This window comes from Curtobacterium sp. MCBD17_019 (genome assembly GCF_003234555.1).
Lineage (GTDB): Bacteria > Actinomycetota > Actinomycetes > Actinomycetales > Microbacteriaceae > Curtobacterium.
In genome coordinates this window covers 55,721-81,532 of record NZ_QKTT01000009.1, presented here as the reverse complement: position 1 = coordinate 81,532, position 25,812 = coordinate 55,721, and the positions used below count along the sequence as shown (strand labels likewise).

The following is a 25,812-nucleotide window of genomic DNA, read 5'->3' as shown; positions in this document are numbered from 1 at the left end:
CAGTGCCTTCCGGATGAGGTGGTCAGGGCATCGTGGCGGGGTGCGCCACCGCGGTGTGGACGGCGCGGGTGTCCGCCGGGACGTCGTGCAGCGTGCGGATGCCGCGTTCGGCCAGGAGTCCGGAGTCTCCCGCGCGCGAGCGCAGGACGACCTGCGGTCCGCGGCCGAGCGACTCGGCCAGCGCGACCCAGGCGAGCGAGAACCGTCCCCCGGGGGCGGCCGTCGCGCGGACGTCCGGGGCGCGACGGCCGTCGGGCAGGACGTCGTCGAGGACGAGCGCGTCCGCCGGCGGCGCGAGCCGCTCGAGTGCCGCGCCGGCACCGTCGCCGAACGCACGGGCGAGCTCGGCGAATCGCTCGCCGGTCGGCTTGCGGCGTCCGTCGTTCGTGAAGAGTCCGAGGTCGTACTCGAGCTCAGGGAAGTCGGCGAGCGACCGCGCGACGTCGTGCGAGCACCACCAGGTGATGCCGAACAGCTGCTGCACCTCGACGGCGTGCCGGATCGTGCCCTCGAGGAACGCTGGGGCGTCGTCGACCGGGACCACGTTCGTCGGGGCGCCGACCTCCTGGAGCCAGTTCGGTCGGTCCGCGGTCCGGTTCCACGCCGCGGCGAGCTGGAGCAGGTACTCGCCGTGCCGGACGGACCCGGTGCCGAGCGGACCGTGCACGCGGGCGGCCCCGTTGAACACCCACGAGTGCGTGACGGTCATGTCGCCGTGCTCGGCCGCGTGCTCCGGACCGAACGGCTGCGCGTCGTCGTACCAGGCGGCGTCGTACTGCGCGACCGTGACGGACGGGGCGGCCGTGCGCCGGGCCTCCCGGCCGACGCCGGACGGGAGGCCCGGAGCCGGGACCGCGTCCGGCACCGATGCGCCGAGCCCGCGGCGCGCCGCCGCGACCATCGTCGTGAGCCAGTCCCCGGCCTCCCGGTCGGTCACTGCATGCGGGGTCGGGTGCGGGGCGTGCGCGAACTGGTTCAGCTCGTTGCCGAGCGTGACGCCGAGCAGGTTCGGCCGGCCGGCGAGCGCCGCGGACAGCGCCTGCACGTAGTCGGCGGTCGACGCGACGACGTCCGGGTCGGTGAACACGTTCCGACGATGCCAGCTCTCGAGCCACGACGGCACGAAGTCGAAGCTCGACAGGTGCCCCTGCAGCGCGTCGACGTTGACGTCGAGCCCGAACGACGCGGCGATGTCGACGACCGTCGCGACGTCGTCGAGCGCCGACGCCCGGATGAGCGTCCGGTTCGGCTGCACGAGTGGCCAGAGCGGGAACACGCGGACGTGGTCGACGCCCAGGCCGGCGATCTGCTCGAGGTCACGCGCCACCGCGAACGGCGAGAAGTCGAGCCACGAGTGGAACCAACCCTCAGCGGGCGTGTAGTTGACGCCGAAGCGCATCAGCCCTTGACCCCGCCCTCTTCGACGCCCTTGAAGAAGAAGCGCTGGAGCACCGAGAAGATCACCGCGATCGGGATGAACGCGATCATCGTGCCCGCCGCGATGAGGCGCTGGTCGTTCGAGAACGTGCCCTGCAGGTACTGGAGTCCGACGGTCAGGGTCAGCTTGTCCGGCGTCTGCAGCACGATGAGCGGCCAGAGGAAGTCGTCCCACGCGCCGATGAACGAGAAGATCGCGATGACGGCGATCGTGCCCTGCACGGCGGGCAGCGCGACGAACCGGAGGCGCTGCCACGAGTTCGCGCCGTCCATCACGGCCGCCTGGTCGATCTCCTCGGGGATCTGCCGGAACGCGTTGTACATGAGCAGCACGTTGAGCGCGGCGATCATCCCCGGCAGGGCGACGCCGACGAGCGAGTCCGCGAGCCCGAGGTCCTTGATCGTGACGAACTGCGAGACGATCGTGACCTCGCCGGGGAGCACGAGCGTCGCGAGGAACAGCCCGAGCACCACCTTCTTGCCCCGGAACTGCAGGCGGGCCACGGCGAACCCGGCGAGCGTGGCGAACACGACGTTGCCGACCACGTCGAGCGCGGCGACGACGAGCGAGTTCCCGATGTAGGTGAACACGGGGATCGCGTCGGCGACCTTGACGTAGTTGAGGAACGTCGGCTGGCTCGGTACGAACTCCGGCGTCTGCGTGTAGATGTCCTCGCCCGCACCCTTGAGCGAGGTCGACAGCTGCCACAGGAACGGCCCGATGGTGATGAACAGCACCACCACGAGCAGCACGTAGCGGAACACCTTCTCCTTCGTGCTCATGGTGCCGAAGGTGCGGCTCCGGCGGCGGCGCCCGTCCGGACCGACGCGCCGGGTCCGTCCCGTCCCTCCCGGTCGGGAGGCGCGGCTGCCGCCCGCAGCGTTCGCTGCGGTCCCGCGGTCTCCGGAGACGACCGGTTCGCACGTCGTCGTCGTGTTCGTCACTGCTCCGCCTTGTTGTTGATGCGTGCGAGGACCAGCATCGGCACGAGCGTGACGACGAAGAGCAGGATGCTCAGGGCCGACGCGTAGCCGAGGTTGCCGGTGAAGCCGCGGGCGTACTCCTGGATGAGGCTGACGAGTGACTCGTCCTGGCCGCCGGGGCCGCCCTTGCCGTTGGTGAGGACGTAGAGCTCCGAGAACACCCGCAGCGCCGAGACGCACACGAGGATCCCGACGAGCGTCATGGTGCCGCGGACGCCCGGCATGGTCACGCTCCAGAACCGGCGGACGGCGCCGGCCCCGTCGAGTGCCGCGGCCTCGTGCAGGTCCTTGCCGACGTTCCCGAGCGCCGCCAGGAAGATGATCATGTAGTAGCCGAGGCCCTTCCACACCGTCAGGCTGATCGCGCTGAAGAGCACGAGCCATCGGTCGGTGAGGAACGGGAGCGGCCCCTGGATGACGTGCAGGCTCTGAGCGACCTCGTTCACCACGCCGCGGTCGTCGAGGATCCAGGTCCAGATGAGCCCGACGACCACCGCCGACGCGATGACGGGCGTGTAGTACGCGGTCCGGAAGAACGCGATCCCGGGCAGGTTCTTCTCGACCAGGAGCGCGATGAGGAGCGGGAGGATCGTCAGCAGCGGCAGGCAGATCGCCATGTAGACGACGCTGTTGAGCAGCGCCTGCCACACCTGGGGGTCGGCGAGCAGGGTGCTGAAGTTCTTCAGGCCCACCCACGCGCTCACCCCGCCGAGCGGGCTGGCGTTCGTGAACGACAGCCGCACGGTGTTGATCGACGGCCAGAAGCTGAACACGAGCAGCCACACCAGGGCCGGCGCGATCAGGATCCACGGCGTGTACCAACGGTTCGCTCGCATGGCGATCCTCCCTCTCCTGGTGGTGGCGTCAGCCGTTCGCGAGCAGGGTGTTCATCTTGGTCTGCGCGGTCTGCAGCGCCTTCATGCTCGTGGTCTGGCCCTTCATGGCGAGCGCGATCTGCTGGTCGAGGAACGTCGTCATGGAGTCGTTCGCCTCGACCGGCGTCAGGTTCTTCGCCGTCTTCAGTGCCGTGTTCGCCAGGACGCGGGCCGTGCCGTTCTCGGTGCCGTCGTCCTTCGAGAAGAACGGGTCCGACTGCGAGGACTTCGTCGACGGGAAGATGTTGACGAGCTTGGCGAAGGCCTTCTGGTTCGCGGCGTTCGTCATGAACTGGGCGAACGCGTTCGCGGTGGCGAGGTGCTTCGACTTCTGCGACACGCTGAGGCCCTGTACGTACAGCGGCGGGGTGTCGAGCGCCGGCGAGACGACGACGTCGTTCTTGAGCGACGGGTTGTTCGTCTCGAAGTCGCTGAGCGAGGACGCGCCACCCGTCGTCCAGGCCACCTTGCCCTGCGTGAACAGGGTCGAGTTGCCGAGGTAGTCGGAGTTGAGGACCGACGACGGCATGTAGCCGTTCTGGTACGCGGTGGCGTACTGGTCGATGAGCGACGCCGCCTTCTTCGTGGCGAACGTGAACTTCGTGCCGTCGCTGTTGAGCACCTTGACGCCGGCGAGGGTGAAGTCGCTCAGCGTGGGCTTGCGGCTCATCAGGTAGTCGTTCGGGCAGTGCTCGTGCATGGTCTTGGCCTGCGCGAAGAGCTGCTGCGTGGTCGCCGGCGGCTTCGACGAGTCGAGACCGCACTGGTCGAGCATCGACTTGTTCCAGAAGTCGACGTCCGTGTTGAGGTACCAGGGGTACCCGTACACGCCACCCTTCGTCTCCTTGTAGTCGTAGGCGTCGACCGAGCCCGCCGTGTAGGTGCTCCGCAGCGAGCTGTCGGCCTTGCTGACGTCCTCGAGGATCCCGCGCTTCGCCAGGGGCAGCGCGATGTCCGGGGGCAGGTTGACGACGTCCGGCAGGGTGTTCGACGACGCCTGGCTCAGGACCTTGTCGGAGTAGCCGTCGCCGGGCTGGTCGACGAGCTTGACGGTCGTGCCGGGGTGCTTCTTCTCGAACGCCGCGATCACGCCCTTGAGGTACCCCGTGAACTTGGGCGTCAGCGCCCAGGTCTGGAGCGTGATCGTGCCGGTGACGTCGCCGCCGGCGCTGCTGCCGCCGCTGTTGCTGCCCGCGGAGCAGCCGGTCAGGACGAGCGCGGCCGCCGCGGCGGTCGCCAGGCCTGCGGCGAACGTCGCTCGCCTCCGGCCGGAGGTGGGTGCTGTGGTGGTACGACGTGACATTGCGTGGACTCCCTTGTTCGCCGCAGCAACTGAAGCGGTTCAGATCCGCCATCAGTCGCGGCATCGCTACCGCTGTTGCAGGTGAGCATGAAGGACTAAAGCGCTATAGTCAAGCCGCGGCGTGTCCCCGGTCGTTCGCCGCGGCGACACCCGGTGGTCACTCGCCGGGCGCGGTGCCATTCGCCAACGGGCGCGGGTGCCGCCATGATGAGCGCGTGGACGACGAGGGGGCCGGTGCAGCGACGATGCCGCAACCGAAACGGGTGACGATCGCCGAGATCGCAGCACGGGCCGGCGTGTCCACGGGAGCGGTCTCGTTCGCACTGAACGACCGGCCGGGTGTCTCGGCGGCCACCCGGTCGCGCATCCTCGAGGTCGCCCGCGAGCTCAACTGGCGTCCCCACTCGGCCGCGCGGGCCCTCGGCGGCGCCCGCGCCGGCACCATCGGGTTCGTGCTCAACCGGCCCGCGCGCACGCTCGGGACGGAGTCGTTCTTCGGCGACCTCATCTCCGGGATCCAGCTCGGCCTCGCCGGGACCCACGTCGGGATGAACCTCCTCGTCGCGCGTGACGTCGACGAGGAGCTCGAGACGTACCGCGAGTGGTGGAGCGGGCACCGCGTGGACGGCGTCGTGCTCATCGACCCGCGAGCCGACGACCCCCGCCTCGCGTTGCTCGCCGAACTCGGCCTGCCCGCCGTCGTCGTCGGCTCGCATCCGTCGCCGCCGGGCACCTGGCCCACCGTGTGGATCGACGACTCGGACGCCGCGGACACCGTGTTCGGGTACCTGCACGCGCTCGGCCACACCCGCATCGCGCACGTCGCCGGACCACCGCAGTTCGAGCACACGGCCATGCGCGCCGCGGCGCTGCAGCGATTCGCCCGGGAGGCCCGGCTCGAGTCCGCCGAGTCGTTCACCACCGACTACTCGTCGGACGCCGGCGCCGCGATCACTCGGACCCTGCTCGTCGGCCCGCGCCGCCCCACGGCGATCGTCTACGACAACGACGTGCTCGCTGTCGCCGGGCTCGGTGTCGCCGCCGAGATGGGGGTCCCCGTGCCCGACGACCTGTCGATCGCGTCGTTCGACGACTCCGCCATGGCGCGGCTCGTCCGGCCCGCGCTCACGACCCTGACCCGCGACACCGTCGAGCTCGGCGAGCGTGCGGCCCGACTGCTGCTCGAGCAGGTCGAGGCCGGGACCCCGCTGACGTCGCGCCCCGGCCCCGCCCTGACGCTCAGCGTCCGGGAGTCGACCGCGAGGCCGCGACGACCTCGAGCTGGGTGAGCCCGACCGGCCGCGACGCCGTGAACCGGATCGCACCGCGCTCGACCCCGCCCGCGATCCGGAACACCCGGGTCTGCGCGGCCCAGGCGAACTCCTCGCCGACCCGCTCGTCCGCCGTGGCGACCCGGCCGTCCGCGTCGACCCACGCCACCGTCCACCCGTACGTCCCCGGCTCGGCCACCGTGACGGTGTACAGCGACGCGGCCGCGACGGACACCGGTACCTCGACGGGCTCCCCCGCGGCGAGCCGCACGACGCTCCTCCCGGTGTCGTCGGTGACCGGCGACGCGCCGACCGGCAGGACGTCCGCGGGCGTGTCCGCGAAGCCGTGGAGCTCGGACGCCGACACCGGGCGCGACCCGGCGGCCCACCCGAGTGGCTCGTCCGACAGCGTGAACACCACGTGCGCGCCGCGGGCGATCACCGCGTGCGGGATCGACACCGACTCCCACGGTTCACCGTCGACGGTGACGGACGCCACGTACGGGCCGCGGCACGGCCCCGCGACCTCGACGACCGTGGTCGCGTCGCCCAGGTGCAGCTCGGTCCGTCGGACGGTCGGCGGGACGAGCACGTAGGTCCCGGTCGCGGGCGCGAGCGGGTACAGCCCGATCGTGACGAACACGTACCAGGCGCTCATCTCGCCGTTGTCCTCGTCGCCCGGGTACCCCTGGCCGAGGTCCGACCCGACGAACAGGCGCGTGACGCACTCGCGGAGCGTCGCGTGCGCGTCGTCGTGTCGGCCGGCCCACATCGGTGCGAACGGGATGTGGTGCGCCGGCTGGTTCGACAGACCGAGCATCCCCATGCGGACGTCCCGCGCCTCGGTCATCTCGTGGATCGCGAACCCGTACGAGCCGGAACGGTCCGTCGCACCGGTCTCGCCGGCGGCGCGGAACCGGGCCATCGCGGCGAGGAGCCCCTCGGGCCCGCCGTGCAGGGCCATGACACCGGCCCCATCGTGCGGGGCGGTGACCATCGTGCCCCACGCGTTCGTCTCGGTGTAGTCCGTCCCCCACTCCGCCGGGTCGAACGCCTCGCCCTCGACCCGCCAGTCCCCGTCGGGACGACGGCCGACGAAGAACCCGAGCCCCGGGTGGAACACGTTCCGGTACTGCAGGGACCGCCGGGCGAACCACTCGGCCTCGGCGTCGAGTCGTTCCGCCTCCGACGAACCGGGCACGGCGCGGTCGGCGAGCAGCCGCGCCATGACCGCGAGCCCCCAGTCGTTGATCGCCGCGTCGAGGGTCCACGACATCCCCTCGTGCGTGTCGGTGTCGACGTACCCGCGGAACGCGCCCGGGAGGACCCCCTTGCGTCCCACGCGCGGGTCCGGTGACGGCACGGTCGCGTTGCGCACCGCGCTCCGGTACGCCGTCGCGAGGTCGAACCCCGGGACGCCCTTGGCCGCGAGGTCCGCGAACACGGTGTCACTCGTCGTGCCGGTCATGACGTCCTCGGCACCGGGGGCGCTCCAGCGGGGCGTCCAGCCGCCGTCGCGGTGGTGCTGCACGAAGCCCTCGGCGAGTGCCCCGGTCCGCTCGGGTGTGAGGAGCGCGAGCAGCGGCCACGCCGTGCGGTAGGTGTCCCAGAACCCGTTCGTCGTCGCGAACGGCCCCGACCCGACCTCGGGCCCGGGCTCGTCGCGGACGGGGGTGTCGAGGACCGTGCCGTAGGGCGAGCGGTAGCGGGGCTCGCCGGTCAGCGCGGTCTCCCCGGCGGTGTTCGGGTACAGGAACAGCCGGTACAGGCCCGAGTAGAGCGACACGAGCTGGTCCTCGGAGGCACCCTCGAACGACATCGTGGCGAGCGCCGCCGACCACCGCCGCTCGGCCTCGGCGCACATGGCGTCGACGTCGCCCGCAGCGCGCAGGTTCGCGGCCGCGTCCTCCGCCGACACCGTCGAGATCCCGATGAGCACGTCGACCGGTGCCGTGCCGTCGACGACGAACCAGCCGCCGAGCCGGCCGTCCTCGACCGTCGTCCGGTCCGTGACCACGCCGTGGACCCGCAGGTGCACGTGGTGCGGCGGCGTCTGCGGTCGGTCGTCGAGGAGCGCGTCGACCACCCCGACGCCGTCCTCGACCCGCACGGACGCCGAGCGGACGACGCCGTGGTGGTCGAGCACGACCGATGCACGCTCCCCCGGGAAGGTGAACCGGAACCCGAGCGCGAACTCCCCCGCCGTCATCTCCGCGGTCACCCCGCCGTCGAACGCCACCCGGTAGCGGTGCGGGCCCGCGAGCTCGTCCGCGCGGTCGAACGGCAGCGCGCGGGCCGCGCGGTCGGTGTCCGGCTCGACGAGCGGGCTCGGCATGATCTGGAACACCCCGCGGTCGCCCATCCACGGCGAGGGGATGTGGGACGTGGCGAACGCCTGGAGCGCCGGCCGGCCGTCGCCGTCGACGTGCTCGTGGTACGCGTACGGCCAGCGAGGATCGGACGCGTCGGTCATGGGCAGCCCGAACACGCCGCCGTGCGGGACCGCCACGAGCGGCGCCGTGTTCCCGCGCGAGAACCGCGACGAGGCGTGCGTCCCCCGGGTCGTCACGACGTGGTCGAGCGGCCGGGAGGCCCGGGGCGGCGCCGTCACGATCCGCACGTCGTCGAGCCAGCCCCGTAGCGGTGCCGCCGCGCCGTCGGCGGCGACCCGGTCGGCGCGGCCGAGCCGCGCCTCCAGACGGTCCACCGTGCGCCCGGCGAACGGCGTCAGGTCGACGGTGCGGCGGTTCCACTGGTCCACCCAGAGCATGCGCGCGTCGTCCTGCGCCTCCGGCGTCATCGGGACCGCGTACTGGTCACGCGCCGACGCGGAGGCACGGCTGCCGTCCGTGAACACGACGTCGAGCGCGAAGGCGGTCGCGTCCCAGAACCCGTCGAGGTCGGCCTCGGTCGGCTCGGCGCGACCGGCCGGCAGCACCCGCTCCGGGAACCACACCCACGTGAGCCGGTCGCCCGCGGCCACCGGCCGCTCGGCCGCGAACGGGACCTCGGCGACCGCCTGGTCGGGGCCGTGTCGCTCCACCAGGTACGCCTCGGCGGAGGAGAACCCGACCCCGTTCCGCGCCGCCACCGCCGTCGTCGGACCGCTGCTCCGCACCAGTGCTCGCATCGGGCCAGCCTACGAGCCCGGGCACGGCCCGTCCGCGGCCACCGCCGGCCACCATCCCCGCGAGCGACGTGACGATGCGGAACGTCTACTCGCGGAGCGGTGACCGGCGCCGTGTCATGGGAGTGAGGCTCCGACGCGGGGTCAGTGGTTGACGAAGAAGAAGTAGTGCTGCAGGCCGAAGACGAGCGCGAGGATGCCCCACACGACGCCGATGACGCCGAGGACGATGCCCGCGATCGCCTGGCCGTGACCGCGCTCCCCCTTGGCCGGCGAGCGACGCAGGCCGACGACGCCGAGGACCAGGGCGACGAGGCTGAGGACGCCCCAGAAGCTGATGACGAGGCCGACGATGCCGATGACGAGTGCGGAGATGGCGACGCCGTTGCGCCGCCCGGAGTCTGCGGTGCCGTACCGCTCGGGCTGGGTGTTGGTGACCATGGGATCGGGCTCCTCGGTGTCGTGGTCGGTTGGATGACCTGAGGAAAGCACCGGTTGGAGCGCAGCGTTCCTGGTTCTCAGCGAACGGGGTACAGCGAGGGGGACTTCGCCAGCGAACGGGGGACGTTCCGACCGGCGCGAGCACCACGGCGTCACCGTCGGGTGCGGGTGGTGCGCGTGCCCGAACAGACACCGACTGACCAGGACGAGTCCGTGCTCGCGATCCGCGAGGGCCGCTTCGGCGGACCGGGGACTCCGAGCCCGTGCAGGACGCGACGGCCTCGACTCCGCAGGCGGTGACGGCCCTCGGCGCCGCCGCTCCGTGGTACACAACGGGGTCCCTCGGTGCCGGCGCGACCTCCGTGCTGTCGGTCTCGGCGATCACCCGCGCACGGCACCGGACCCGCAGCGAGTGGGGCGATCGAGATCGGGGACGGCCCCGGCAACCCCTGACGGACACGGGCCCGGGCGGTCGGCTCCTCGCCGGCCGCCCGGGCCCGTGCTCGCGCGGATCAGCGTCGCGCGATCGGCTCCTCGCCGTGGTTGATGAGGCCGAGCCACGCGCCGAACCGGCGTCCGCTCACGACCTCACGCTCGTCGGTCTGCTGCTGTGGGTCCACCACGGGTCGCTGCATCGGTGCTCCTGTCGTTCCTGACGAGGTACAACCGGACCGGGCGATGCGCATTCCCGCGCAGCGTGATCCGGCGACGCATGAGTTCGCCGTAGGGCACGGGGAGCGTCTGTCGCACCCCGCCGAGCAGCACCATCGTGCCGTCGACGCGGACCACGTCGAAGCCCGCCATCGTGAGGTCCGCGGTCGGTGTCGGCCCGAGCGCGTCGATCACGACGTCGGCGTCACCCTCGACCGTCGCGGCGATCGCCGACGCGTCCGCAGCGCGGTCGCCGACGGACCGGACGGTCCGCACGCGCGGGTCGAGTGCGGCGAGCCGCTCGAGGCTGGAGGCGTTGCGTCCAGCCAGGCCGGCGTCAAACGGGTCCGCACACGGTCGGGGCGTGTCCAGCACCTGGCGCATGCGTCGTTCCTGGTGCCCGACCAGCCCGAGCAGACGCTGACGATCTACCGGCAGATCTGAGGCTCGGGCCGCTGCGACCGCACATCGGCGTCGGCCGGACGGCCCGGGGACGGAGCGCGGCCCCCCGCGACGCCGTACGCTGGCTGTCCGGCGCTCGGGTCCTGACCGCCGACCGCGCCGAGGAGTCCCTGACATGACCGACCAGACGTCCGTCGCCGACGACCGGGTCGGACGCGACGCCCCGCGGGCGACCGCACCGGACTCGCTCGAACTCGACCGCACCGACCCGCTCGCGGAACACGTCGCCGCATTCGTCCCGAGCACCGAGGTCCGCGCGTACCTCGACGGCAACTCGCTCGGGCGACCGCTCCTCGCCACTGCCGAGCGGCTGCAGCGATTCGTGACGCACGACTGGGGCAGTCGCCTCATCCGCTCGTGGGACGAGCAGTGGATGACGCTCCCGCTCGAGCTCGGCGACCGGATCGGTGCCGTGTGCCTCGGCGCCGCGGCGGGGCAGACCGTCGTCGCGGACTCCACGACGGTGCTCCTGTACAAGACGATCCGCGCCGCCGTGGCCGCGCGGCCCGACCGCACCGAGATCGTCATCGACGACGACGACTTCCCGACCGACCGCTTCGTCGTCGAGGGCATCGCCGCCGAGTGCGGGCTCTCCGTGCGGTGGATCGCGGCCGACCCGGTCACCGGTGTGACGGTCGAGCAGGTCGAGGAGGCCGTGTCCGCCTCGACCGCGGTGGTCGTGCTGAGCCACGTCGCCTACCGCTCCGGCGTCATCGCCGACGTGCCCGGTATCACCGCGGCGGCGCACGCGGTGGGCGCGCTCGTGCTCTGGGACCTCTGCCACTCCGCCGGCGTCGTGCCGACGTCGCTCGACGCGTGGGACGTCGACCTCGCCGTCGGCTGCACCTACAAGTTCCTCAACGGCGGCCCGGGCTCCCCCGCGTTCGCCTACGCCGCCGAGCGGCTGCAGGCCGACCTGCGGCAGCCAATCCAGGGGTGGATGGGCGCCGCCGACGTGTTCAGCATGGCCGACGGCTACACGCCCTCGCCGGGGATGCGCCGCCTCGTCAGCGGGACGCCGCCCGTCGTCGGCATGCTCGCGATGCAGGACATGCTCGACCTCCTCGAGCGGGTCGGCATCGACGCGGTCCGCGCGAAGTCCGTCGCGCTCACCGAACACGCGATCGCGCTCGTCGACGACCTGCTCGCCCCGTTCGGCGTCGTCGTCTCCAGCCCCCGCGACGCCGACGTCCGCGGCAGCCACGTGACGATCACGCACCCGGCGTTCCGCGAGGTGACCGCGGCGCTCTGGGCACAGGACGTCATCCCCGACCACCGGAACCCGAACGGCATCCGGCTCGGCCTCTCACCCCTGTCGACCACGTTCGCGGAGGTCCGACTGGCCGTCGAGGCGATCCGCGCCGAGCTCGCCGGGCGGTAGGAGCGCGCACGCCGCGTCGTTCCCGGTACGGTCAGCCCCGGGGGTGGTGCCGTGCCGGGACAGACCGCGGACGACGGCCGGTCGACACCGGCCGCGCGCATGGACTCGTCCGCACACATCGACTCGTCGCTCGCGATCCACGACGGCCGTTTCTGCGGACCGCCCGTCGACCACCGCCGGGCAATCGCTCGATCGGTCCTCTGGTTCCTCGGTGCCGCGGGCACCGTGCTCCTCGTGTGTCTGCTCGTCGAGCATCATCGGCTTCGTCGCTCGTTCGCCCTCGCGCGCCGGGCGGTCCCGGCCTCCTGACCGGCGCCGCTCGGACGACCGCGTCCCGCTCCACGCCGTCGAGTTCTGCGGCGTCCCAGTACCCTGCCGACGTGATCCCTGCGGGCTGGACGATCAACCACTTCTCCCTGAGCAATCCCGAGGGGAAGGGGCAGGGCACGTCCCGGAGTTGCTTCGTCGGCTCGCCGACGCCATCGACAGCCTCGGTGACGTCGACGTGCAGGGCGTCACCTTCAGCAGCAAGGTGACCGACGGCGAGGATGACCTCACCATGACGGTCTACTACCACCGGGAGCCGCGGCGACGGTAGGGCACCGTTCATCGAAGGACGACGGACGGACATCGCGACGCAGCCGGGCCGGAGCGTCGATCCGAACTGCGTGTCCCTTGCTCGAAGACCCCGGTCTCTCACAGAGGGCCGAAGTCGGATCGGCGGCGCAGCGCTATCGCCCGCGCGAGCGGACGAAGAGCACGGCGGCGATGGCCAACACCACGATGATCCCCGCGACGAACAGCCATGGAGGAACGCCCGCGCCGTGCTGAGGGCTCACCGGCGCAGCCGCGAGGCTCACTGCTCTCACTCGATCGACCACCGGCATGTCCCCTCCTGTTCCCGACACGGTTCGTCGTGCGCGGCCTGACCAGCTCTGACGCGCCCTACGGACGCGGGCTCGCCCCGCCCCACCAGGTGTCGAACGGCGTCGCGGGCACGCGGCGCTTGTGCTCGGTGGCCCGGTAGCGGGTCTCGATCGCCTCGGCGACCTCCTCGGGCACGTCGTGGCCCTGCAGGTACGCGTCGATCTCGGCGTAGCTGAGGCCGAGGTTCGCCTCGTCGGTCTGACCGGGCAGGTCGTCGAGCAGGTCGGCCGTGGGCGCCTTCTCGTAGAGCCGCGCCGGCGCGCCGAGGTGCTCGAGGAGCTGACGGCCCTGGCTCTTCGTCAGGCCGGTCAGCGGGGTGATGTCGACGCCGCCGTCCCCGTACTTCGTGAAGAAGCCGGTCACGGCCTCCGCGGCGTGGTCGGTGCCGACGACGAGCAGACCGCGCTGCCCGGCGACCGCGTACTGCGCGACCATCCGCATGCGGGCCTTGACGTTGCCCTTGACGAAGTCGCTCAGGGCGGTGCCCGACTCGGCGACGTCCTGGACGACGCCGTCGACCCCGTGCTCGATGTTCACGGTGATGCCCGGGTCGGCGGCGATGAAGCGGAGCGCGAGCTGCGCGTCGTCCTCGTCGGCCTGCACGCGGTACGGCATGCGCACCGTGGTGAACTCGGCCGGATGCCCCTCGGCCCGGAGCGACTCGACGGCGAGCTGGCACAGACGCCCGGCGAGCGAGGAGTCCTGACCGCCGCTGATCGCGAGCACGAAGCCCTTGGCGCCGGTGGCGAGCAGGTAGTCCCGGAGGAAGGCGACACGGCGCGCCACCTCCTGCTCCGGGTCGATGACCGGCTGGACGTCGAGGTCGGCGGCGATGGCCGCTTGGAGTTCACGCACGGAACCAGTATCCCGCCGTCGGCGCCGCCGGCACGAAAGCCGAGTCGAACCGCGTCACCTGCTCGTCGATCTCCCGGTCGTCGTCCCGTGGTCCACGGCCGACGGGGCGAGGAGCTCGCACCCGCAGCTCCGGCCGACGACGAGGTTCCCACGGAGCCGACTGCGCGCTGCCGGAGCCGTCGGGTCCGCGATGCCTGCGATGAGCTGCCGGGCGGCGAGTTCCGCGATCAGCTCGACGTCCTGCCGCACCGTCGACAGCGGGGGCACGGTGTACGGGGCGATCCGCGTGCCTCCCACTGCGACGACGGCGACGTCCTCGGGGACGCGGAGCCCGAGTTCGGCGCAAGCGGAGATGACGCCGACCGCCTGGGCGTCGTTCGTGGCGAAGACGGCGGTGGGGCCGCGGCCGTGGACGACCCAGGGACGACCGTGACTGCTCAGGAGCTGCATGGCGGCCGAGTACCCACCCTCCTCCGAGATCTCCCCGTAGGCGAGCAGTTCCGGTCCGGAGGGCAGTCCCTCGCTCCCGGTCGCGGTGCGCCACCCGGCGATGCGCTCCGCCTCGCTGGTGAGCCGCGGCGTCCCGGCGATGCAGGCGACCAGCATGTGCCCGTGCTGCAGGACCAGGTGCCCGACGGCGGTCGCGGCGTCCAACGCGTCCTGGGCGCTCACGGTCGACCAGCCCGGATGGGTCCCCGCTCCGTCGAGACTCACCACGGGGCGATCGGCCTGCCACGTCGGGGTGCTGGCGAGCGAGACACCGGGGGCGAACACGAGGCCGTCGACGTTGCGGTCGATGAACGACTGCAGGTACCGCTCCTCACGTGCCCGGTCGAAGTACGTGTTGCCGGTGAGCACGAGGTAGCCCCGAGCGCTGAACTGCCGCTCCACCGACTCCCCGAGTTCCGCCATGAACGGATCGCGGGGGTTCGGCGTGAGGTACCCGATCGACCGGGTGCTGCCGTTGCGGAGCGACGACGCGATGGCGTTCGGTCGGTACCCGAGGTCGGCGATCGCCGCCTCGACCCGCTCGCGGGTGGTGGCGGAGACGGGGCGCGGCCCGTTGTTGATGACGTAGCTCACGACGGCGGGCGAGACCCCCGCAGCCCGAGCGACGTCCGACCGTGTCACTGGCATGGGTCGATCTTCCCGCGTCAGCTGATCGGTCCGGTGACGGCCCTCTCCGTCGTGAGGTCGGCGAGCGTCGGGTACGAGGACTGCGCCCCCGGCGTGCGGACCGCGAACGTCCCGGCGGCCACACCGATCGCGGTCGCCTCGCCGAGCCCGCCGCCGCGCGCGAGCGTCGCCGCGAGTGCACCGACGAACGCGTCGCCGGCGCCGGTCGTGTCGACGACCCGGTCCGGGGGCGTGGCGGGGAGGTGCCCCTCGCCTCCCGAGTCGGCCCAGCAGGCGCCCTGCGCGCCGAGGGTGATGACCACCGAACGGGCGGTACCGAGCAGGGTGCGGACCGCCGCAGCGGCCTGCTCCGGATCCGCGATGGGCCGCCCGACGAGCGCGGTCGCCTCGGACTCGTTGAGCACCAGTGGGTCGCAGACCGCGAGCAGGTCGTCCGGGAGGCGCTGGTACGGAGCGAGGTTGAGCACGCACCGCGCTCCCGCCTCCACCCCCGCCCGGAGCGCCGTCGCGATGATCTGCGGTCGGAGCTCCGCCTGCACGACGACGATCGCCCGCTCGGCCTCCGCCGCGAGGCGTCGCACCGTCCGGTCGACGCGGCTCGCGGTGAGCGCGAAGTTCGTGCCGGGCACCACCGTGATCGCATTCTCGCCGGAGTCGTACACCGACACGAGCGCGAGTCCCGTCCGACCGCGGTCGATGATCTCGACCTCCGAGGTGTCGACGCCCTCGCTCCGCAGGCCGCGGAGGAGGTCGGTGCCGTCCGGGTCGTCACCGACGCTGGCGACGAAGCTCACGTCGCCGTTGAGCCGTGCTGCGGCGACCGCCTGGTTCGCGCCCTTGCCACCGGGCTGTCGCAGGAGGTCCTGGGCGAGGACCGTCTCCCCCGGCGCAGGCGGAGCGGTCACCCGCACGATGTAGTCCTGGTTGGCCGAGCCGACGACGATGATGTGCGCGGATCCCGGCGCTTCCGTGCTCACTTCTCACCACTTCCGATCGACAGCCGGCCGAAGAACCGCTGCAGGATGAAGAGACTGATCGCCGGCACGAGCGACAGCAGGACGGCACCCGCGAAGTTCTCGCCGTAGTTCGCGCTGTGCTCCCCGAACGTCGACGCGAGCGCCACCGGCGCGAGCTGCTTCGAGTCGTCGGTGACGACCAGCAGCGGCCACAGGTACGAGGTCCACTGCGCGAGGAAGATGAGCAGGGCGGAGTTCGTCAGCGCCGGACCGGACATCCGGAGGTACAACGAGAAGAGGATCTTCGGCTCGCTCGCGCCGTCGAGCATGGCGGCTTCTCGGTAGGAAACCGGGATGCCGAGGAACGCCTGCCGGAGGTTGAAGATGGCCAGGCCGTTCCCGATCCCGGGCAGGATCAGACCGATGAGGCTGTTGCCGAGCCCCCAGTCCGTGAACTGCTGCGCCAGCGGGATGGCGATCGCCTCGAAGGGGACCATGAAGCTGATCACGATGACGGCGAAGACGATGTTCCGTCCGCGGAACCGGTACACGGCGAGCGGGTACGCGGCGGCCGCGGACACGAGGATCCCGACGACGACGGACGCGATGCACACGATCGCCGAGTTGAGGAGCGCCGTGCCGAAGCCGTCGTGGACGAGCAGCCCGACGTAGTTCTGCACCGTCACCCGCGAGGGGACGAACAGGCGCCAGGTCAACGGCGACATGGTCGTGAGCACGTCCATGTTCGGCCGGAAGGACCCGATGAGGATCCACAGCGCCGGGAGCATGAAGACGGCGCTGACGACGATCGCGACGACCGTCAGCACGAAGCGGGTCGTCGACCACCGCCGCCGACGGGGTGCTCCGGGTGACGCGACGTCGTCGCTCACGGTCGACGCGACCGCGGCCGGGAGGCCCACCATGCCGCTGTCGGCCGTCATGCGTCCTCTCCGTCCTCGCGGAGCAGCCGGAACTGCAGGACGACGAACACCAGCATGATCACGGTCAGCACGATCACCTCGGCCGAGCCGAGGTTCTGGCTGCCGTACCCGTAGGTGGTCCGGTACGCGTCGAACATGAGCAGCGTGGTGCTGTCCTGCGGCCCACCGTTCGTCAGCAGCTGCACGGGGACGAACAGCACGAAGTTCGCGACCGTGTCGGCGACGAGCACGAACAGCAGCTGTCGACGGAGCATCGGCAGGGTGATCCGCAGGAACGTCCGGACGGGGCCGGCGCGGTCGAGCTTGGCCGCTTCGTAGAGCTCGCCCGGGATCGCCTGGATGCCGGACACCAGGAACATCATCCAGTAGCCGATGCCGATCCAGGACGCGACGATGATGATGCAGGCCAGCGCCTGCCGCGGCGAGGTGAGGAACGGCTGCGTGCCGCCGCCGATCGCGGTGATCGCAGCGTTGATCGGCCCCTGCGGGTTGAACGCCGCGCCCCACGCGATGCAGGAGCCGACGATCGGGATCGTCACCGGCACGACGAGGAGTGTCCGCCAGAGCCCGACGAGCGGGATCCGCTGCGTGAGGAGCACGGCGACGAGGAGCGCGACCACGATCTGCAGCGGGTTGATGACGACGTTGAACAGGAGCGTGCGGCCGACCGTCGCCAGGAAGGCCGGATCGCCGAACAGCGACTCGTAGTTGCCGAACCCGGTGAAGGTCGGGGGGATGAGGCCGCCCGGGAACGCCTTGAGCAGGCTGGACCCGACGGCGTCGATCGTCGGGGCGACCCGCAGGACGGCGAGGGCGATGACCGCGGGGGCGAGGAACACGATGCCCCAGACGAGCTCGCGTCGTGCGCCCGCGCGGCCGGTGCGGCGCCGGACCGGGACGGGCGTGCCGAAGCGGTTGCGGACCTCCCGGCGTGCGGTCCGGGGACCGGGGCGGCGCGTGCGGGCCGCCCCGGTCGTGGTGTCGGTGGTCGAGATCACGGGCGGCCTACTTGTACTTCGCCCAGGCGGTCGTCAGCTTCGCCTTCGCGGCGTCGAGCGCCTGCTTCGGGTCGGCCCCGTTCCGGATGTCCGAGTAGGCCTGGTTGATGATGGACTCGAACTCGATGTAGCCGATCGTCTTGACGCGCGACACCGCGGTCTGCGACGTCTCGTGGTTGATGATCTTCGCCGCGTCGGCCCCTGCAGCCGACTGGAACACGGGCTTGTCGAAGTAGAGCTGCTTGCCCTTGACGTTCGCGGCGAGCTCCGGGTTGCTCCGGTAGCGGATGTAGCCCGAGCCGTTGTCGACCGCGAGCCACTTCATGAACACCGCGGTGGCGTCCTTCTGCTTGCTGAAGGGGTTCATCGCGACGGACCACGAACCGGTCGGCGTCGCGACCTGCTTGCTGTCCGCGAAGGCGGGCATCGGTGCCACGCCCCAGTGCACCTTCGACGCCTGGAGCTCCGGCAGGAGCCAGGGCCCCTCGACCGAGTACGCCACCTGGCCGGCGAGGAACGCGGGGTCGGTCTGGTCAGCGGTCATGCCCTTCGGAGCCGCGCCCGAGGCGAAGATCGAGCGGTACCACGTCATCGCCTTCACCCACGCACTGTTGGTGAAGTCCGGCGTCAGGTTGTCCTTGCCGTCCGCCCCGACCGAACCTCCGAGCTGGACCGACAGCGGCTCGAGCTGGTAGTAGCGGTCGAACTGGCCGAACGTCATGCCGTACTGCGCGCCGGCCTGCTTGGCCTTCAGCGCGTCGGACGCCAGGTCCTGCCAGGTCATCCGGCTGCTCGTGGACGCGGAGGGTGTGGGGAGCCCGGCCTTCGCCAGCAGGTCCTTGTTGTAGTACAGGAGCTGCGTCGAGTTCGCGATCGGGAGGGCGTACAGCTTGCCCTTCTGGACGCCCGTCTCGTACGACACCTTGTCGAACGACGACGAGTACCCGCCGAACTGGGACGTCAGGTCCTCGGCCTCACCGCGGCTGGCCAGCGCGGCGATGCGCGGCTGGTCCGCCCAGTAGAGGTCCGGGTCGCCGCCCTTGTTCGACACGTGCGAGTCGACGGTCGAGTTGAGGGAGTCGAACGGCACGGTCTGCCACTTGATCGTGATGTTCGGGTGTGCCTTCTCGAACGCGTCGACGACCGGCTGCATGTTGTCCGGGGACTTGAGGCTGAGGATGCTGAGCACCTTGACGGTGGTCTTCGGGTCCTTCGACGGGATGGACCAGCTCCCCGAGGAGGATGCGGCACCCCCGCCGCTCGAGCATCCGGTCAGGGCGAGTGCGCCGGCGATGACGCCGGCGGCGGTGACGAGCAGCCGACGACGGCCGTGGTGGACGTGTGATCGCATTGGTCCCTCCATTGGGTGTGCGGATCGTGGGTACGGTGAACGGCCCGGCGCCCGGGGCGGACGACGGTTGTGCGGGCGGCGGTCGGAGCGGGTGCCGGGCTGGCGCTCCGACGGCTCAGAGGTCGGCGATGCGCCCCAGGAAGTGGTCGGTGAACGCGGCGACGTCGACCTCGGTCGCGATCCTGCAGTTCGGCGCGGGTGCGTCCGGCCCGTGCCCGAGGTCGGTGACGAGCACGCCACGCGCGAGTCCGTCGCCGGTGACGACGTCGACCGCGGCGTCGACCCAGGTGAGGAACTCGGGGTGCGTCAGCGCCGCGACGGCGAGCGGGTCGTGCATCGCGCACGAATCCCGGTTGCGCGGGTCGCCCGGGTCGCGCTCGGCGATGTGGTCGATCCACGCGTTCGTCGATTCGCCCGCGAGGGCGGCGAAGTCGCGGCCCGAGTCGGTGAGACGACGAGCGTCGTCGCGGGTGAGTCGGACCTGCAACGTGACGTCGAGACCGACCCACCGCTGCGGTGCACCGGAGCGCAGCACGGTCGCGGCGGCTTCGGGGTCCACCCAGACGTTGAACTCGCCCGGCATGCTCCGGTGGGCCATGGTGCCGAGGAACACGCCGCCCATCATCACGATCTCCTTGACCGACGACGCCAGTCGTGGCTCCATCGTGAGAGCGAGCGCGATGTTCGTCAGCGGCCCGATCGCGCAGATCGTGATCTCGCCCGGGTTCGCCATCACGTGCTCGATGATCCGGTGCGCCGCGTGGCCCGGGTCGGGCTCCAGGCCGACCCCGTACGTGCTGACGACCTCGGGGGACGGCTCACGCCGGCGCTCCGGGTGGACGAGCGGTGTCGGGGCGCCCTTGACGACCGGGACGTCGATGCCCAGCCGACGGCGGAGTTCGAGCGTCAGGAGCGTGGCGCTCTCGACGTCGGTGTTCCCGTTGACGGTGGTGACCAGTTCGAGGTCGATCTCGGGTTCGGCCACCGCGAGGGCGAACGCGAACCCGTCATCGATGTCGCTGCCCGGGGCACCCATGGCGAGGTCGGTGTCGAGGATGAGACGAGTCATCGCGAACTCCCTTGTTCAACTCGTGTTGCGTCGCTTCCTGACTGCGAGTTAACACGAGTTGCGCGGCGCGGACAAGGGGTGATCCAGAAATGGTCGGGCGAGAGACCTCGATGGGCGTCAGCGTCCGCACTCCGGTCGATCACCGCAGTCGCGCGGGCTCGGCCATCCCGTCTCCTCCGGGGACCGCTTCCACACCAGCTCCGACCGAGCCCCCTCGGCACGAACTCCGAGGAGGAGCCGCCCAGCCTCAGCCCCTGGAAAGCGGACCCGTTGATCGCTCGGGTCGCTCATCCGGCCACGCCGGTCGGATCGCCCGACCGCGATCCATCAGTGCAGACCTGATCCCCACCGGGAGCGGGCTGAGGCTCCGCGCTTCCCGGGCATCGGTGACCTCGGGTCCGGACTCGGCCACCACACGAACGGCGTCGCGACGCGCGAGAGCTGTGGTACGCGCGACAGGAGGCGGACGACCGCGATCCCCACGAGCGCCCCGATGGTGTTGCCGATCACGTCGTCGATGTCGGCGACACGCCCCGTGCTCACGGTCATGTCGCCGACGAGCTGGACCACTTCGATCGTGACGCTCAGCAGGAACGCGATGGTCCCGAGTCGGATGACGGATCCCCGGACGAGGAACGGCAGGAGCACCCCGATCGGAACGAACAGGACGATGTTGAGGACCATGCCCGACGGGTCGCGCGGCACGGTCGCCACCGGGATGAGTTGCACGAACACCGGCCATGGCGGGAGCGTGGCTCGTTCCGCACCGAGGACGATCGGGGCGGGGAACAGCACCGACCGGAGCAGCACGATCCCGAACAGGCAGGCGGCGCCAGCGGTGATCGTGCGCGAGAGGGTCAGACGGTCGCGCTGCCGCAGCCGCCACAACAGGAGCACCCAGACGACGATCGCGGCAGGGATGAGGACGGGCAACGCGGGAACCACGGACGGCAGGCTATCGGCGACGCTCGCGCTGTGCCTGCGCGGGCGGAGGTCGTGGCAGCTGCCGTCAATGGTTCCTGCGGCGCTGCGCAGACAGGGCGCGAACCCATCGGAGCCAGCCTTCGAGTTCGGCTCGTGCTGCTTCCACACTGTGGTGACTTCCCTCGACGGTCCCGTCGATCGAACGCGCCGCGAAGCCCTGCTCGTGGGTCACCGTGCCGACGAGGTGTCCTCCGAGGAACGCGTCGAGACCATCATCGGCTTCCACCCACGCCAGATCGTGGAACGCGTCGGTCCCGGCTGGCAGATCGCTCATGGTTCGTCCTCGCGATCCTCGGGGGCGAGCGGTTCGAGATGAGGCTGCCGCGGTGCTGCTCGGCTCGAGAAGACCCACGCGCGGATCGCGGGGTCCCGGTCGATCGCCTACCGGTGGACGTCGGCCGTGGAGCGCGATTGGGGCCGCTGCACGATGACGACCGGGCAACCGGGCCCACCCTGGTAGACGAGCGTGCCGCCCCCGTCGAGGTCGACGTGCTTCACACCAGGGTCGTTGACCAACGAGTCGAGCTGCCGGCCATCGGCCACGACGTCGAGGCGGTACTCGCGGCCGCCCACGACCGCGTACACGTCGTTCACGCTCGACCCCGGGGCGTGAAGGAGATCCGTTCCGCGGCGCGGGTCACTTCCTTCGCCCGCGCATCACGGTCCTCGGCCTCGCCCTGTGCCACATCGATCCGTCGCTGCTTCTCCAAAGCCACGTTCCGGCTGATCTCCTCGATCACCGTTGCGATCTCCTCCGCGAGACCCTGCTCGAGCTCTTCCAACGAGGTGTAACCGATCAGGAGGCGACGATCGGCGATCTCGAGCGTGACCTCGGGGTACCCCGCCGTCGCCATGGCGTTCCGGACACTGCTCGTGACGATCCCCTGGGCCTCCATGGGTTCGGGACGACGGTTGAACACCGCCGGGACGGTGTACCGCGCCGACGAGGCGGGGAGCGGGTTGGGAAGGCCAGAGACCACGACGCCGGCGAGAGCCAGGGATTGGAGATGGGTGTCGGTCATGATGTCGCCGCTTCCGTCGACGGCTCCCGCACGCTCGCGCTCGAGAGGATCCCGAGCGGATCTGTGGTGGCCGCTCCTCGAGCCTCCTCTCACCGCCTGGAAGCGCGCCTGCGACCCATGGGCAGCGCGCGGATCAGTCGGAGAAACCGGCGGACGAGGTGTGCTGCGGTCGCTGGGGGCAGGAGGAGGGACCTCTCAAGGGCGCGGCTACCGAGCTGGCTGGACCTTCGATCCCGGCACGGCGACGACGACGGTGGTGCCCCTGGAGGGACTCGAACCCCCAACCCTTTCCTTAGGACGGAACTGCTCTTCCATTGAGCTACAGAGGCAGGCGCCAGCCACTCTACCGGCCCCACCACGGACGGACGGGAGGCGCGACACCAGCCCGGTGCCGCGCCTCCCGTCCGATCGATGTGGGGGGGTGGGGCGGCTCCTACGCGGACGCCACCGGCTGCTCGGCCCCGGCCTCGGCCTCGGCCCGCGCAGCTGCGGTCGCGGGCGCAGCGCCGAGCGCCGGCTCCGCGTCCTCAGCGGCCCCGGCGGCAGACGCCACCCCGCCCTGCGCCGCCCGCCGGTGCCCCGGCAGGAACAGCACGGCGACCAGGAGCACGACGGCGATCGCGGCGATCGCGACGAACACCAGGTGCATCGCGGTCATGAGCCCGGCGCCCTCGGGGACGCCGGCGGCGTTGAGCTGCACGTGCGCGTTGACGACCGCGCCGAACACCGCGACGCCGATGGCCGAACCCATCGAGCGGGCGAACATGTTCGTGCCGGTCACGGCACCGCGCTCGCTCCAGGTGGCGGACGACTGGGCGGCGATCAGCGTCGGCACGGCGGTCAGGCCCATGCCCGCGCCGATGACGAAGCAGAACAGGGCGACGAGCCAGATCGACGAGTGCACGGCGAGCGTGATGGTGAGCACCGCACCGATGAGCACGAGCGTCGACCCGATGACCGAGGTGACGCGGAACCCGAACCGCAGGTAGAAGCGCCCGGCCTGCGACGCCGAGATCGGCCATCCGAGGGTGAGCGCCGCGAGCGCGAACCCGGCGATGAGGGCCGACGCCCCGAGGACGTCCTGCGCGTAGATCGGCACGTACGTGGACAGGCCCATCACGATGACGCCGATGATGAGCGACGCGATCGTGGACGCGGCGACCACGCGACGCTTCAGCAGGCCGAGCGAGAAGATCGGCTGCGCGACGCGGAGCTCGACGACGACGAACGCGACCAGGAGGACCGCGGCGGCGATGAAGATCGCGAACGAAGCGGGGGCGTCCCAGGCCCACGACGTCCCGCCCTCGAGCAGACCGAGCAGGAGCGCGGTCGTCCCGCCGCCGAGCAGGGCCGCGCCGAGGTAGTCGATGCGCTGCCGGTCCTGCGACGCGTCACGCTGCTCGTGGTAGGCGCGGATGAGCATGACGCCGGCGACGATGGCGAGCGGGATGTTGATCCAGAAGATCCACCGCCACGCGCCGATCTGGCTGAACAGGCCACCGAGGGTCGGCCCGACGACCGAGGCGATGCCCCAGACCGAAGCGAGGTAGCCCTGCGTCTTCGCGCGCTCCTCGAGCGTGTAGATGTCGCTCGTGATCGTCATCGAGATCGGCAGCACGGCGCCCGCGCCGAGGCCCTGCACGACCCGCGCCAGGATGAGGACGGGCATCGACCACGCGGCGCCACACAGCACCGAGCCGAGCAGGAACAGGCCGATCCCGACGAGCAGCAGACGCTTGCGGCCGAGCACGTCGGCGAGGCGCCCGTAGATCGGCACCGAGACCGCCTGCGCGAGCAGGTACACCGAGAACAGCCAGGGCAGCTGCTGGAAGTGCCCGAGGTCCTTGGCGATGGACGACGACGCCGTCGCGATGATCGTGGAGTCGAGGGCGACCAGTGCGGTCGCGAGCATCAGGGCCAGGAGGATCGGGCCGCGCTCGGAGCGCAGGCCCACGCCGGAGCGAGCAGGAGGTGCGGAGGGTGCAGAGGGTGCAGACACCTCGGGGGCAACTCCGAGCGCTGGCTCAGCATTCCGCAGACACGCGTGACGCCGTCGAACACCCGTCGTCCTGCTGAACACCGCGATCCCGGGGCTCGACGGGACGATCGGTGTGCAACGTGGGCACGGCGATGTCGGGATGGATTGCAACGATGCAAAAACTGCCCTATGGTTGCGGCGTCGCCCCGGCTGGCACGCCCGGCGGCTCTCTGATCAACGACGATAGGAAGACCCCATGATCCTTCGAGGACAGGCAGCGCGGCGCCCGACCGCGCGTACCCGAGGTCGCGGCGCGGCGGCGATCGCGCTGGCCGCCGTCGCCGCGATCGGCCTCGCGGCCTGCTCGAGCAGCGGTAGCTCGACGGCGAGCGGCGCCGGGCACTCGTCCCCGAGCCCGTCGTCCACGACGACGGCCTCCTGCTCCTCGTCCGCCACCAAGCTGACGTTCTGGGGGTGGCCGGCCGGCTACGACCTCGCCGTCGAGGAGTTCAACAAGACCCACCCCGACGTCTGCGTCGCGCTCGAGAACGCCGGTGCGTCGACGCAGGAGTACACGAAGCTCACCGACGCGATCAAGGCGGGCAACGGCGCTCCGGACGTGGCGACGATCGAGTACTTCGAGCTGCCGTCGTTCGAGGCGACCAACAGCCTCGTCGACCTGGCGGACCAGGGCATCGCCTCCGCGAAGAAGAACGAGGCGCCCGCCGCATGGTCGCAGGTGTCACAGGGGTCGCACGTCTACGCGATGCCCGTGGATCTCGGCCCGATGGCGCTGTTCTACAACCAGAAGCAGTTCGCCTCGGCGGGCCTGAGCGTCCCCACGACGTGGGAGCAGTTCGCGTCCGAGGCGGCGACGCTGCACCGCAAGGACCCGAAGGCCGCGATCACGAACTTCGACCCGGAGAGCGCGCAGGACGTCCTCGCCTTGATGCAGCAGTACGGTGCGTTCCCCTTCACCTACACGGGCGGATCGAAGCTCGGCATCCACTTCACCGGAACGAAGGAGATGCAGTTCGCCAAGTACTGGCAGGACCTCATCTCCGCGAAGGAGGCCACCACGACCGCGGACTTCTCCCCCGCTCAGTGGTCCGCCTTCGACAACGGTGCGGCCGCGTCGCGCCTCAGCCCGGCGTGGGGACCGGTGGGCATGCAGCTCAGCATCAAGAACACCATCGGTGATTGGCAGACCGCACCGCTGCCGCAGGTGACGGCGGGCGGGACCGCTGCCGGCAACTGGGGCGGCTCGACCCTCGCGGTCGTCAAGGGCACCAAGCACGCCAAGGCGGCGACCGAGTTCGTCAAGTGGTTCGGCGGCTCCGACGCGTCGTGGAAGATCCTCAGCGGCGACGTCGGGGGTGCGTTCCCGGGCTACCTGCCGCTCCTCGACGACACGGCCTTCCAGCAGAAGACGTTGAAGATCACGGGCACGACGACGCCGAACACGGTGTTCGCAGCCGCGGCGAAGGACATCGACCCCGCACAGTTCCCGCCGATCATGACGGCAGCGCTGACCCAGTGGACCTCGACGTTCGCCGGCGTGACGAAGGGGACCGAGACGCTGCAGCAGGCGTTCACGAAGTTCCAGTCCCAGATGACGTCGTACGCGAAGTCGCAGGGCTTCACCGTGAACGGGTCGTGACG

At 71.1% G+C, this 25,812-nt stretch carries 24 protein-coding genes and 1 tRNA gene; 5 read left to right on the top strand and 20 right to left on the bottom strand.

Annotated features, from left to right (window positions below; translation table 11 throughout):
- Positions 1-22: 22 nt before the first annotated feature.
- From DEI82_RS10135 to DEI82_RS10120, 4 genes are all read right to left on the bottom strand, one after another.
- Positions 23-1,399: a glycosyl hydrolase gene (locus tag DEI82_RS10135; protein WP_111036681.1), complete on the bottom strand. Its 1,377-nt coding sequence runs from the start codon at positions 1,397-1,399 to the stop codon at positions 23-25.
- The gene (locus DEI82_RS10130) at positions 1,399-2,220 is read right to left on the bottom strand and encodes a carbohydrate ABC transporter permease (protein ID WP_111010545.1); all 822 of its coding nucleotides are present in this window, start codon (positions 2,218-2,220) and stop codon (positions 1,399-1,401) included. Before DEI82_RS10130 ends, DEI82_RS10135 begins: the two co-directional genes overlap by 1 nt.
- A 158-nt stretch (positions 2,221-2,378) precedes the next feature.
- Positions 2,379-3,257, bottom strand: coding sequence for a carbohydrate ABC transporter permease (locus DEI82_RS10125; protein ID WP_111010462.1), 879 nt, complete (start codon positions 3,255-3,257; stop codon positions 2,379-2,381).
- A gap of 28 nt (positions 3,258-3,285) precedes the next feature.
- Positions 3,286-4,599, bottom strand: a complete 1,314-nt coding sequence (locus DEI82_RS10120; protein WP_111036680.1) for a sugar ABC transporter substrate-binding protein — start codon at positions 4,597-4,599, stop codon at positions 3,286-3,288.
- Between the two features lie 215 nt (positions 4,600-4,814).
- On the opposite strand from DEI82_RS10120, the gene DEI82_RS10115 reads away from it, so the two are divergent.
- The gene (locus DEI82_RS10115; RefSeq protein WP_258370133.1) at positions 4,815-5,888 is read left to right on the top strand and encodes a LacI family DNA-binding transcriptional regulator; all 1,074 of its coding nucleotides are present in this window, start codon (positions 4,815-4,817) and stop codon (positions 5,886-5,888) included.
- Here the strand turns inward: DEI82_RS10115 and DEI82_RS10110 are convergent.
- The 3 genes from DEI82_RS10110 to DEI82_RS10100 form a co-directional block, all read right to left on the bottom strand.
- Positions 5,839-9,000, bottom strand: coding sequence for a GH92 family glycosyl hydrolase (locus tag DEI82_RS10110; protein ID WP_258372031.1), 3,162 nt, complete (start codon positions 8,998-9,000; stop codon positions 5,839-5,841). The genes DEI82_RS10115 and DEI82_RS10110 overlap by 50 nt on opposite strands.
- A 141-nt stretch (positions 9,001-9,141) precedes the next feature.
- Positions 9,142-9,438 (bottom strand): DUF4190 domain-containing protein, encoded by a 297-nt coding sequence (locus DEI82_RS10105; protein ID WP_111013131.1) that lies wholly within the window; start codon positions 9,436-9,438, stop codon positions 9,142-9,144.
- 588 nt (positions 9,439-10,026) lie between these two features.
- Positions 10,027-10,473: a hypothetical protein gene (locus tag DEI82_RS10100; RefSeq protein WP_111036679.1), complete on the bottom strand. Its 447-nt coding sequence runs from the start codon at positions 10,471-10,473 to the stop codon at positions 10,027-10,029.
- Between the two features lie 193 nt (positions 10,474-10,666).
- Here DEI82_RS10100 and DEI82_RS10095 point away from each other — a divergent pair, with 193 nt between their 5' ends.
- The 3 genes from DEI82_RS10095 (at position 10,667) to DEI82_RS10085 (ending at position 12,530) form a co-directional block, all read left to right on the top strand.
- Positions 10,667-11,932, top strand: coding sequence for a kynureninase (locus tag DEI82_RS10095; RefSeq protein WP_111036678.1), 1,266 nt, complete (start codon positions 10,667-10,669; stop codon positions 11,930-11,932).
- Positions 11,933-11,983: 51 nt separating this feature from the next.
- On the top strand, positions 11,984-12,241 hold the full coding sequence (locus tag DEI82_RS10090) for a hypothetical protein (RefSeq protein WP_111036677.1): 258 nt from the start codon (positions 11,984-11,986) through the stop codon (positions 12,239-12,241).
- A 148-nt stretch (positions 12,242-12,389) separates the two neighbouring features.
- Positions 12,390-12,530 carry a hypothetical protein gene (locus DEI82_RS10085; RefSeq protein WP_220037261.1) on the top strand — a complete coding sequence of 47 codons (141 nt, stop codon included), beginning with the start codon at positions 12,390-12,392 and terminating at the stop codon, positions 12,528-12,530.
- Between the two features lie 347 nt (positions 12,531-12,877).
- Here DEI82_RS10085 and nadE read toward each other — a convergent pair whose 3' ends face one another.
- The 13 genes from nadE to DEI82_RS10020 all read right to left on the bottom strand — a co-directional run bounded on the left by nadE (position 12,878) and on the right by DEI82_RS10020 (position 24,084).
- A complete protein-coding gene (gene nadE / locus DEI82_RS10080; protein WP_111013127.1) occupies positions 12,878-13,714 on the bottom strand; it encodes an ammonia-dependent NAD(+) synthetase in 837 nt (278 codons plus the stop codon).
- A 54-nt stretch (positions 13,715-13,768) separates the two neighbouring features.
- A complete protein-coding gene (locus DEI82_RS10075) occupies positions 13,769-14,851 on the bottom strand; it encodes a LacI family DNA-binding transcriptional regulator (RefSeq protein ID WP_111036676.1) in 1,083 nt (360 codons plus the stop codon).
- Between the two features lie 17 nt (positions 14,852-14,868).
- Positions 14,869-15,828, bottom strand: coding sequence for a ribokinase (locus DEI82_RS10070; RefSeq protein WP_111010483.1), 960 nt, complete (start codon positions 15,826-15,828; stop codon positions 14,869-14,871).
- Positions 15,825-16,748 (bottom strand): carbohydrate ABC transporter permease, encoded by a 924-nt coding sequence (locus tag DEI82_RS10065; protein ID WP_258372030.1) that lies wholly within the window; start codon positions 16,746-16,748, stop codon positions 15,825-15,827. The genes DEI82_RS10070 and DEI82_RS10065 overlap by 4 nt, the downstream gene beginning before the upstream one ends.
- Positions 16,745-17,746: a carbohydrate ABC transporter permease gene (locus tag DEI82_RS10060; protein WP_258372029.1), complete on the bottom strand. Its 1,002-nt coding sequence runs from the start codon at positions 17,744-17,746 to the stop codon at positions 16,745-16,747. The genes DEI82_RS10065 and DEI82_RS10060 overlap by 4 nt, the downstream gene beginning before the upstream one ends.
- Before the next feature lie 7 nt (positions 17,747-17,753).
- Positions 17,754-19,097, bottom strand: coding sequence for a sugar ABC transporter substrate-binding protein (locus DEI82_RS10055; RefSeq protein ID WP_111010484.1), 1,344 nt, complete (start codon positions 19,095-19,097; stop codon positions 17,754-17,756).
- Between the two features lie 115 nt (positions 19,098-19,212).
- On the bottom strand, positions 19,213-20,166 hold the full coding sequence (locus tag DEI82_RS10050) for a nucleoside hydrolase (RefSeq protein ID WP_111036675.1): 954 nt from the start codon (positions 20,164-20,166) through the stop codon (positions 19,213-19,215).
- Between the two features lie 327 nt (positions 20,167-20,493).
- The gene (locus tag DEI82_RS10045) at positions 20,494-20,976 is read right to left on the bottom strand and encodes a VanZ family protein (RefSeq protein WP_375334624.1); all 483 of its coding nucleotides are present in this window, start codon (positions 20,974-20,976) and stop codon (positions 20,494-20,496) included.
- A gap of 199 nt (positions 20,977-21,175) precedes the next feature.
- Positions 21,176-21,424, bottom strand: a complete 249-nt coding sequence (locus tag DEI82_RS16005; RefSeq protein WP_146242886.1) for a hypothetical protein — start codon at positions 21,422-21,424, stop codon at positions 21,176-21,178.
- 107 nt (positions 21,425-21,531) lie between these two features.
- Entirely contained in the window at positions 21,532-21,744 is a 213-nt protein-coding gene (locus DEI82_RS10035) for a hypothetical protein (RefSeq protein WP_111010487.1), read from the bottom strand.
- Positions 21,741-22,265, bottom strand: coding sequence for a hypothetical protein (locus tag DEI82_RS10030; protein ID WP_146242885.1), 525 nt, complete (start codon positions 22,263-22,265; stop codon positions 21,741-21,743). Before DEI82_RS10030 ends, DEI82_RS10035 begins: the two co-directional genes overlap by 4 nt.
- A 161-nt stretch (positions 22,266-22,426) precedes the next feature.
- A tRNA-Arg gene (locus tag DEI82_RS10025) sits at positions 22,427-22,501 on the bottom strand.
- 104 nt (positions 22,502-22,605) lie between these two features.
- The gene (locus DEI82_RS10020; protein WP_111036671.1) at positions 22,606-24,084 is read right to left on the bottom strand and encodes an MDR family MFS transporter; all 1,479 of its coding nucleotides are present in this window, start codon (positions 24,082-24,084) and stop codon (positions 22,606-22,608) included.
- 322 nt (positions 24,085-24,406) lie between these two features.
- Here DEI82_RS10020 and DEI82_RS10015 point away from each other — a divergent pair, with 322 nt between their 5' ends.
- Positions 24,407-25,810 carry an ABC transporter substrate-binding protein gene (locus DEI82_RS10015; protein WP_111036670.1) on the top strand — a complete coding sequence of 468 codons (1,404 nt, stop codon included), beginning with the start codon at positions 24,407-24,409 and terminating at the stop codon, positions 25,808-25,810.
- The last annotated feature ends 2 nt before the right edge of the window (positions 25,811-25,812 follow it).

Bases quoted from the DNA above. Each gene is read 5' to 3' on its own strand.
- DEI82_RS10100 (WP_111036679.1), bottom strand. From the start codon at position 10,473: ATGCGCCAGGTGCTGGACACGCCCCGACCGTGTGCGGACCCGTTTGAC.
- DEI82_RS10075 (WP_111036676.1), bottom strand. From the start codon at position 14,851: ATGCCAGTGACACGGTCGGACGTCGCTCGGGCTGCGGGGGTCTCGCCC.
- DEI82_RS10105 (WP_111013131.1), bottom strand. From the start codon at position 9,438: ATGGTCACCAACACCCAGCCCGAGCGGTACGGCACCGCAGACTCCGGG.
- DEI82_RS10065 (WP_258372030.1), bottom strand. From the start codon at position 16,748: ATGACGGCCGACAGCGGCATGGTGGGCCTCCCGGCCGCGGTCGCGTCG.
- DEI82_RS10055 (WP_111010484.1), bottom strand. From the start codon at position 19,097: ATGCGATCACACGTCCACCACGGCCGTCGTCGGCTGCTCGTCACCGCC.
- DEI82_RS10130 (WP_111010545.1), bottom strand. From the start codon at position 2,220: ATGAGCACGAAGGAGAAGGTGTTCCGCTACGTGCTGCTCGTGGTGGTG.
- DEI82_RS10120 (WP_111036680.1), bottom strand. From the start codon at position 4,599: ATGTCACGTCGTACCACCACAGCACCCACCTCCGGCCGGAGGCGAGCG.
- DEI82_RS10020 (WP_111036671.1), bottom strand. From the start codon at position 24,084: ATGCTCGCGACCGCACTGGTCGCCCTCGACTCCACGATCATCGCGACG.
- DEI82_RS10110 (WP_258372031.1), bottom strand. From the start codon at position 9,000: ATGCGAGCACTGGTGCGGAGCAGCGGTCCGACGACGGCGGTGGCGGCG.
- DEI82_RS10135 (WP_111036681.1), bottom strand. From the start codon at position 1,399: ATGCGCTTCGGCGTCAACTACACGCCCGCTGAGGGTTGGTTCCACTCG.
- DEI82_RS10015 (WP_111036670.1), top strand. From the start codon at position 24,407: ATGATCCTTCGAGGACAGGCAGCGCGGCGCCCGACCGCGCGTACCCGA.
- DEI82_RS16005 (WP_146242886.1), bottom strand. From the start codon at position 21,424: ATGAGCGATCTGCCAGCCGGGACCGACGCGTTCCACGATCTGGCGTGG.
- DEI82_RS10095 (WP_111036678.1), top strand. From the start codon at position 10,667: ATGACCGACCAGACGTCCGTCGCCGACGACCGGGTCGGACGCGACGCC.
- DEI82_RS10050 (WP_111036675.1), bottom strand. From the start codon at position 20,166: ATGACTCGTCTCATCCTCGACACCGACCTCGCCATGGGTGCCCCGGGC.
- DEI82_RS10125 (WP_111010462.1), bottom strand. From the start codon at position 3,257: ATGCGAGCGAACCGTTGGTACACGCCGTGGATCCTGATCGCGCCGGCC.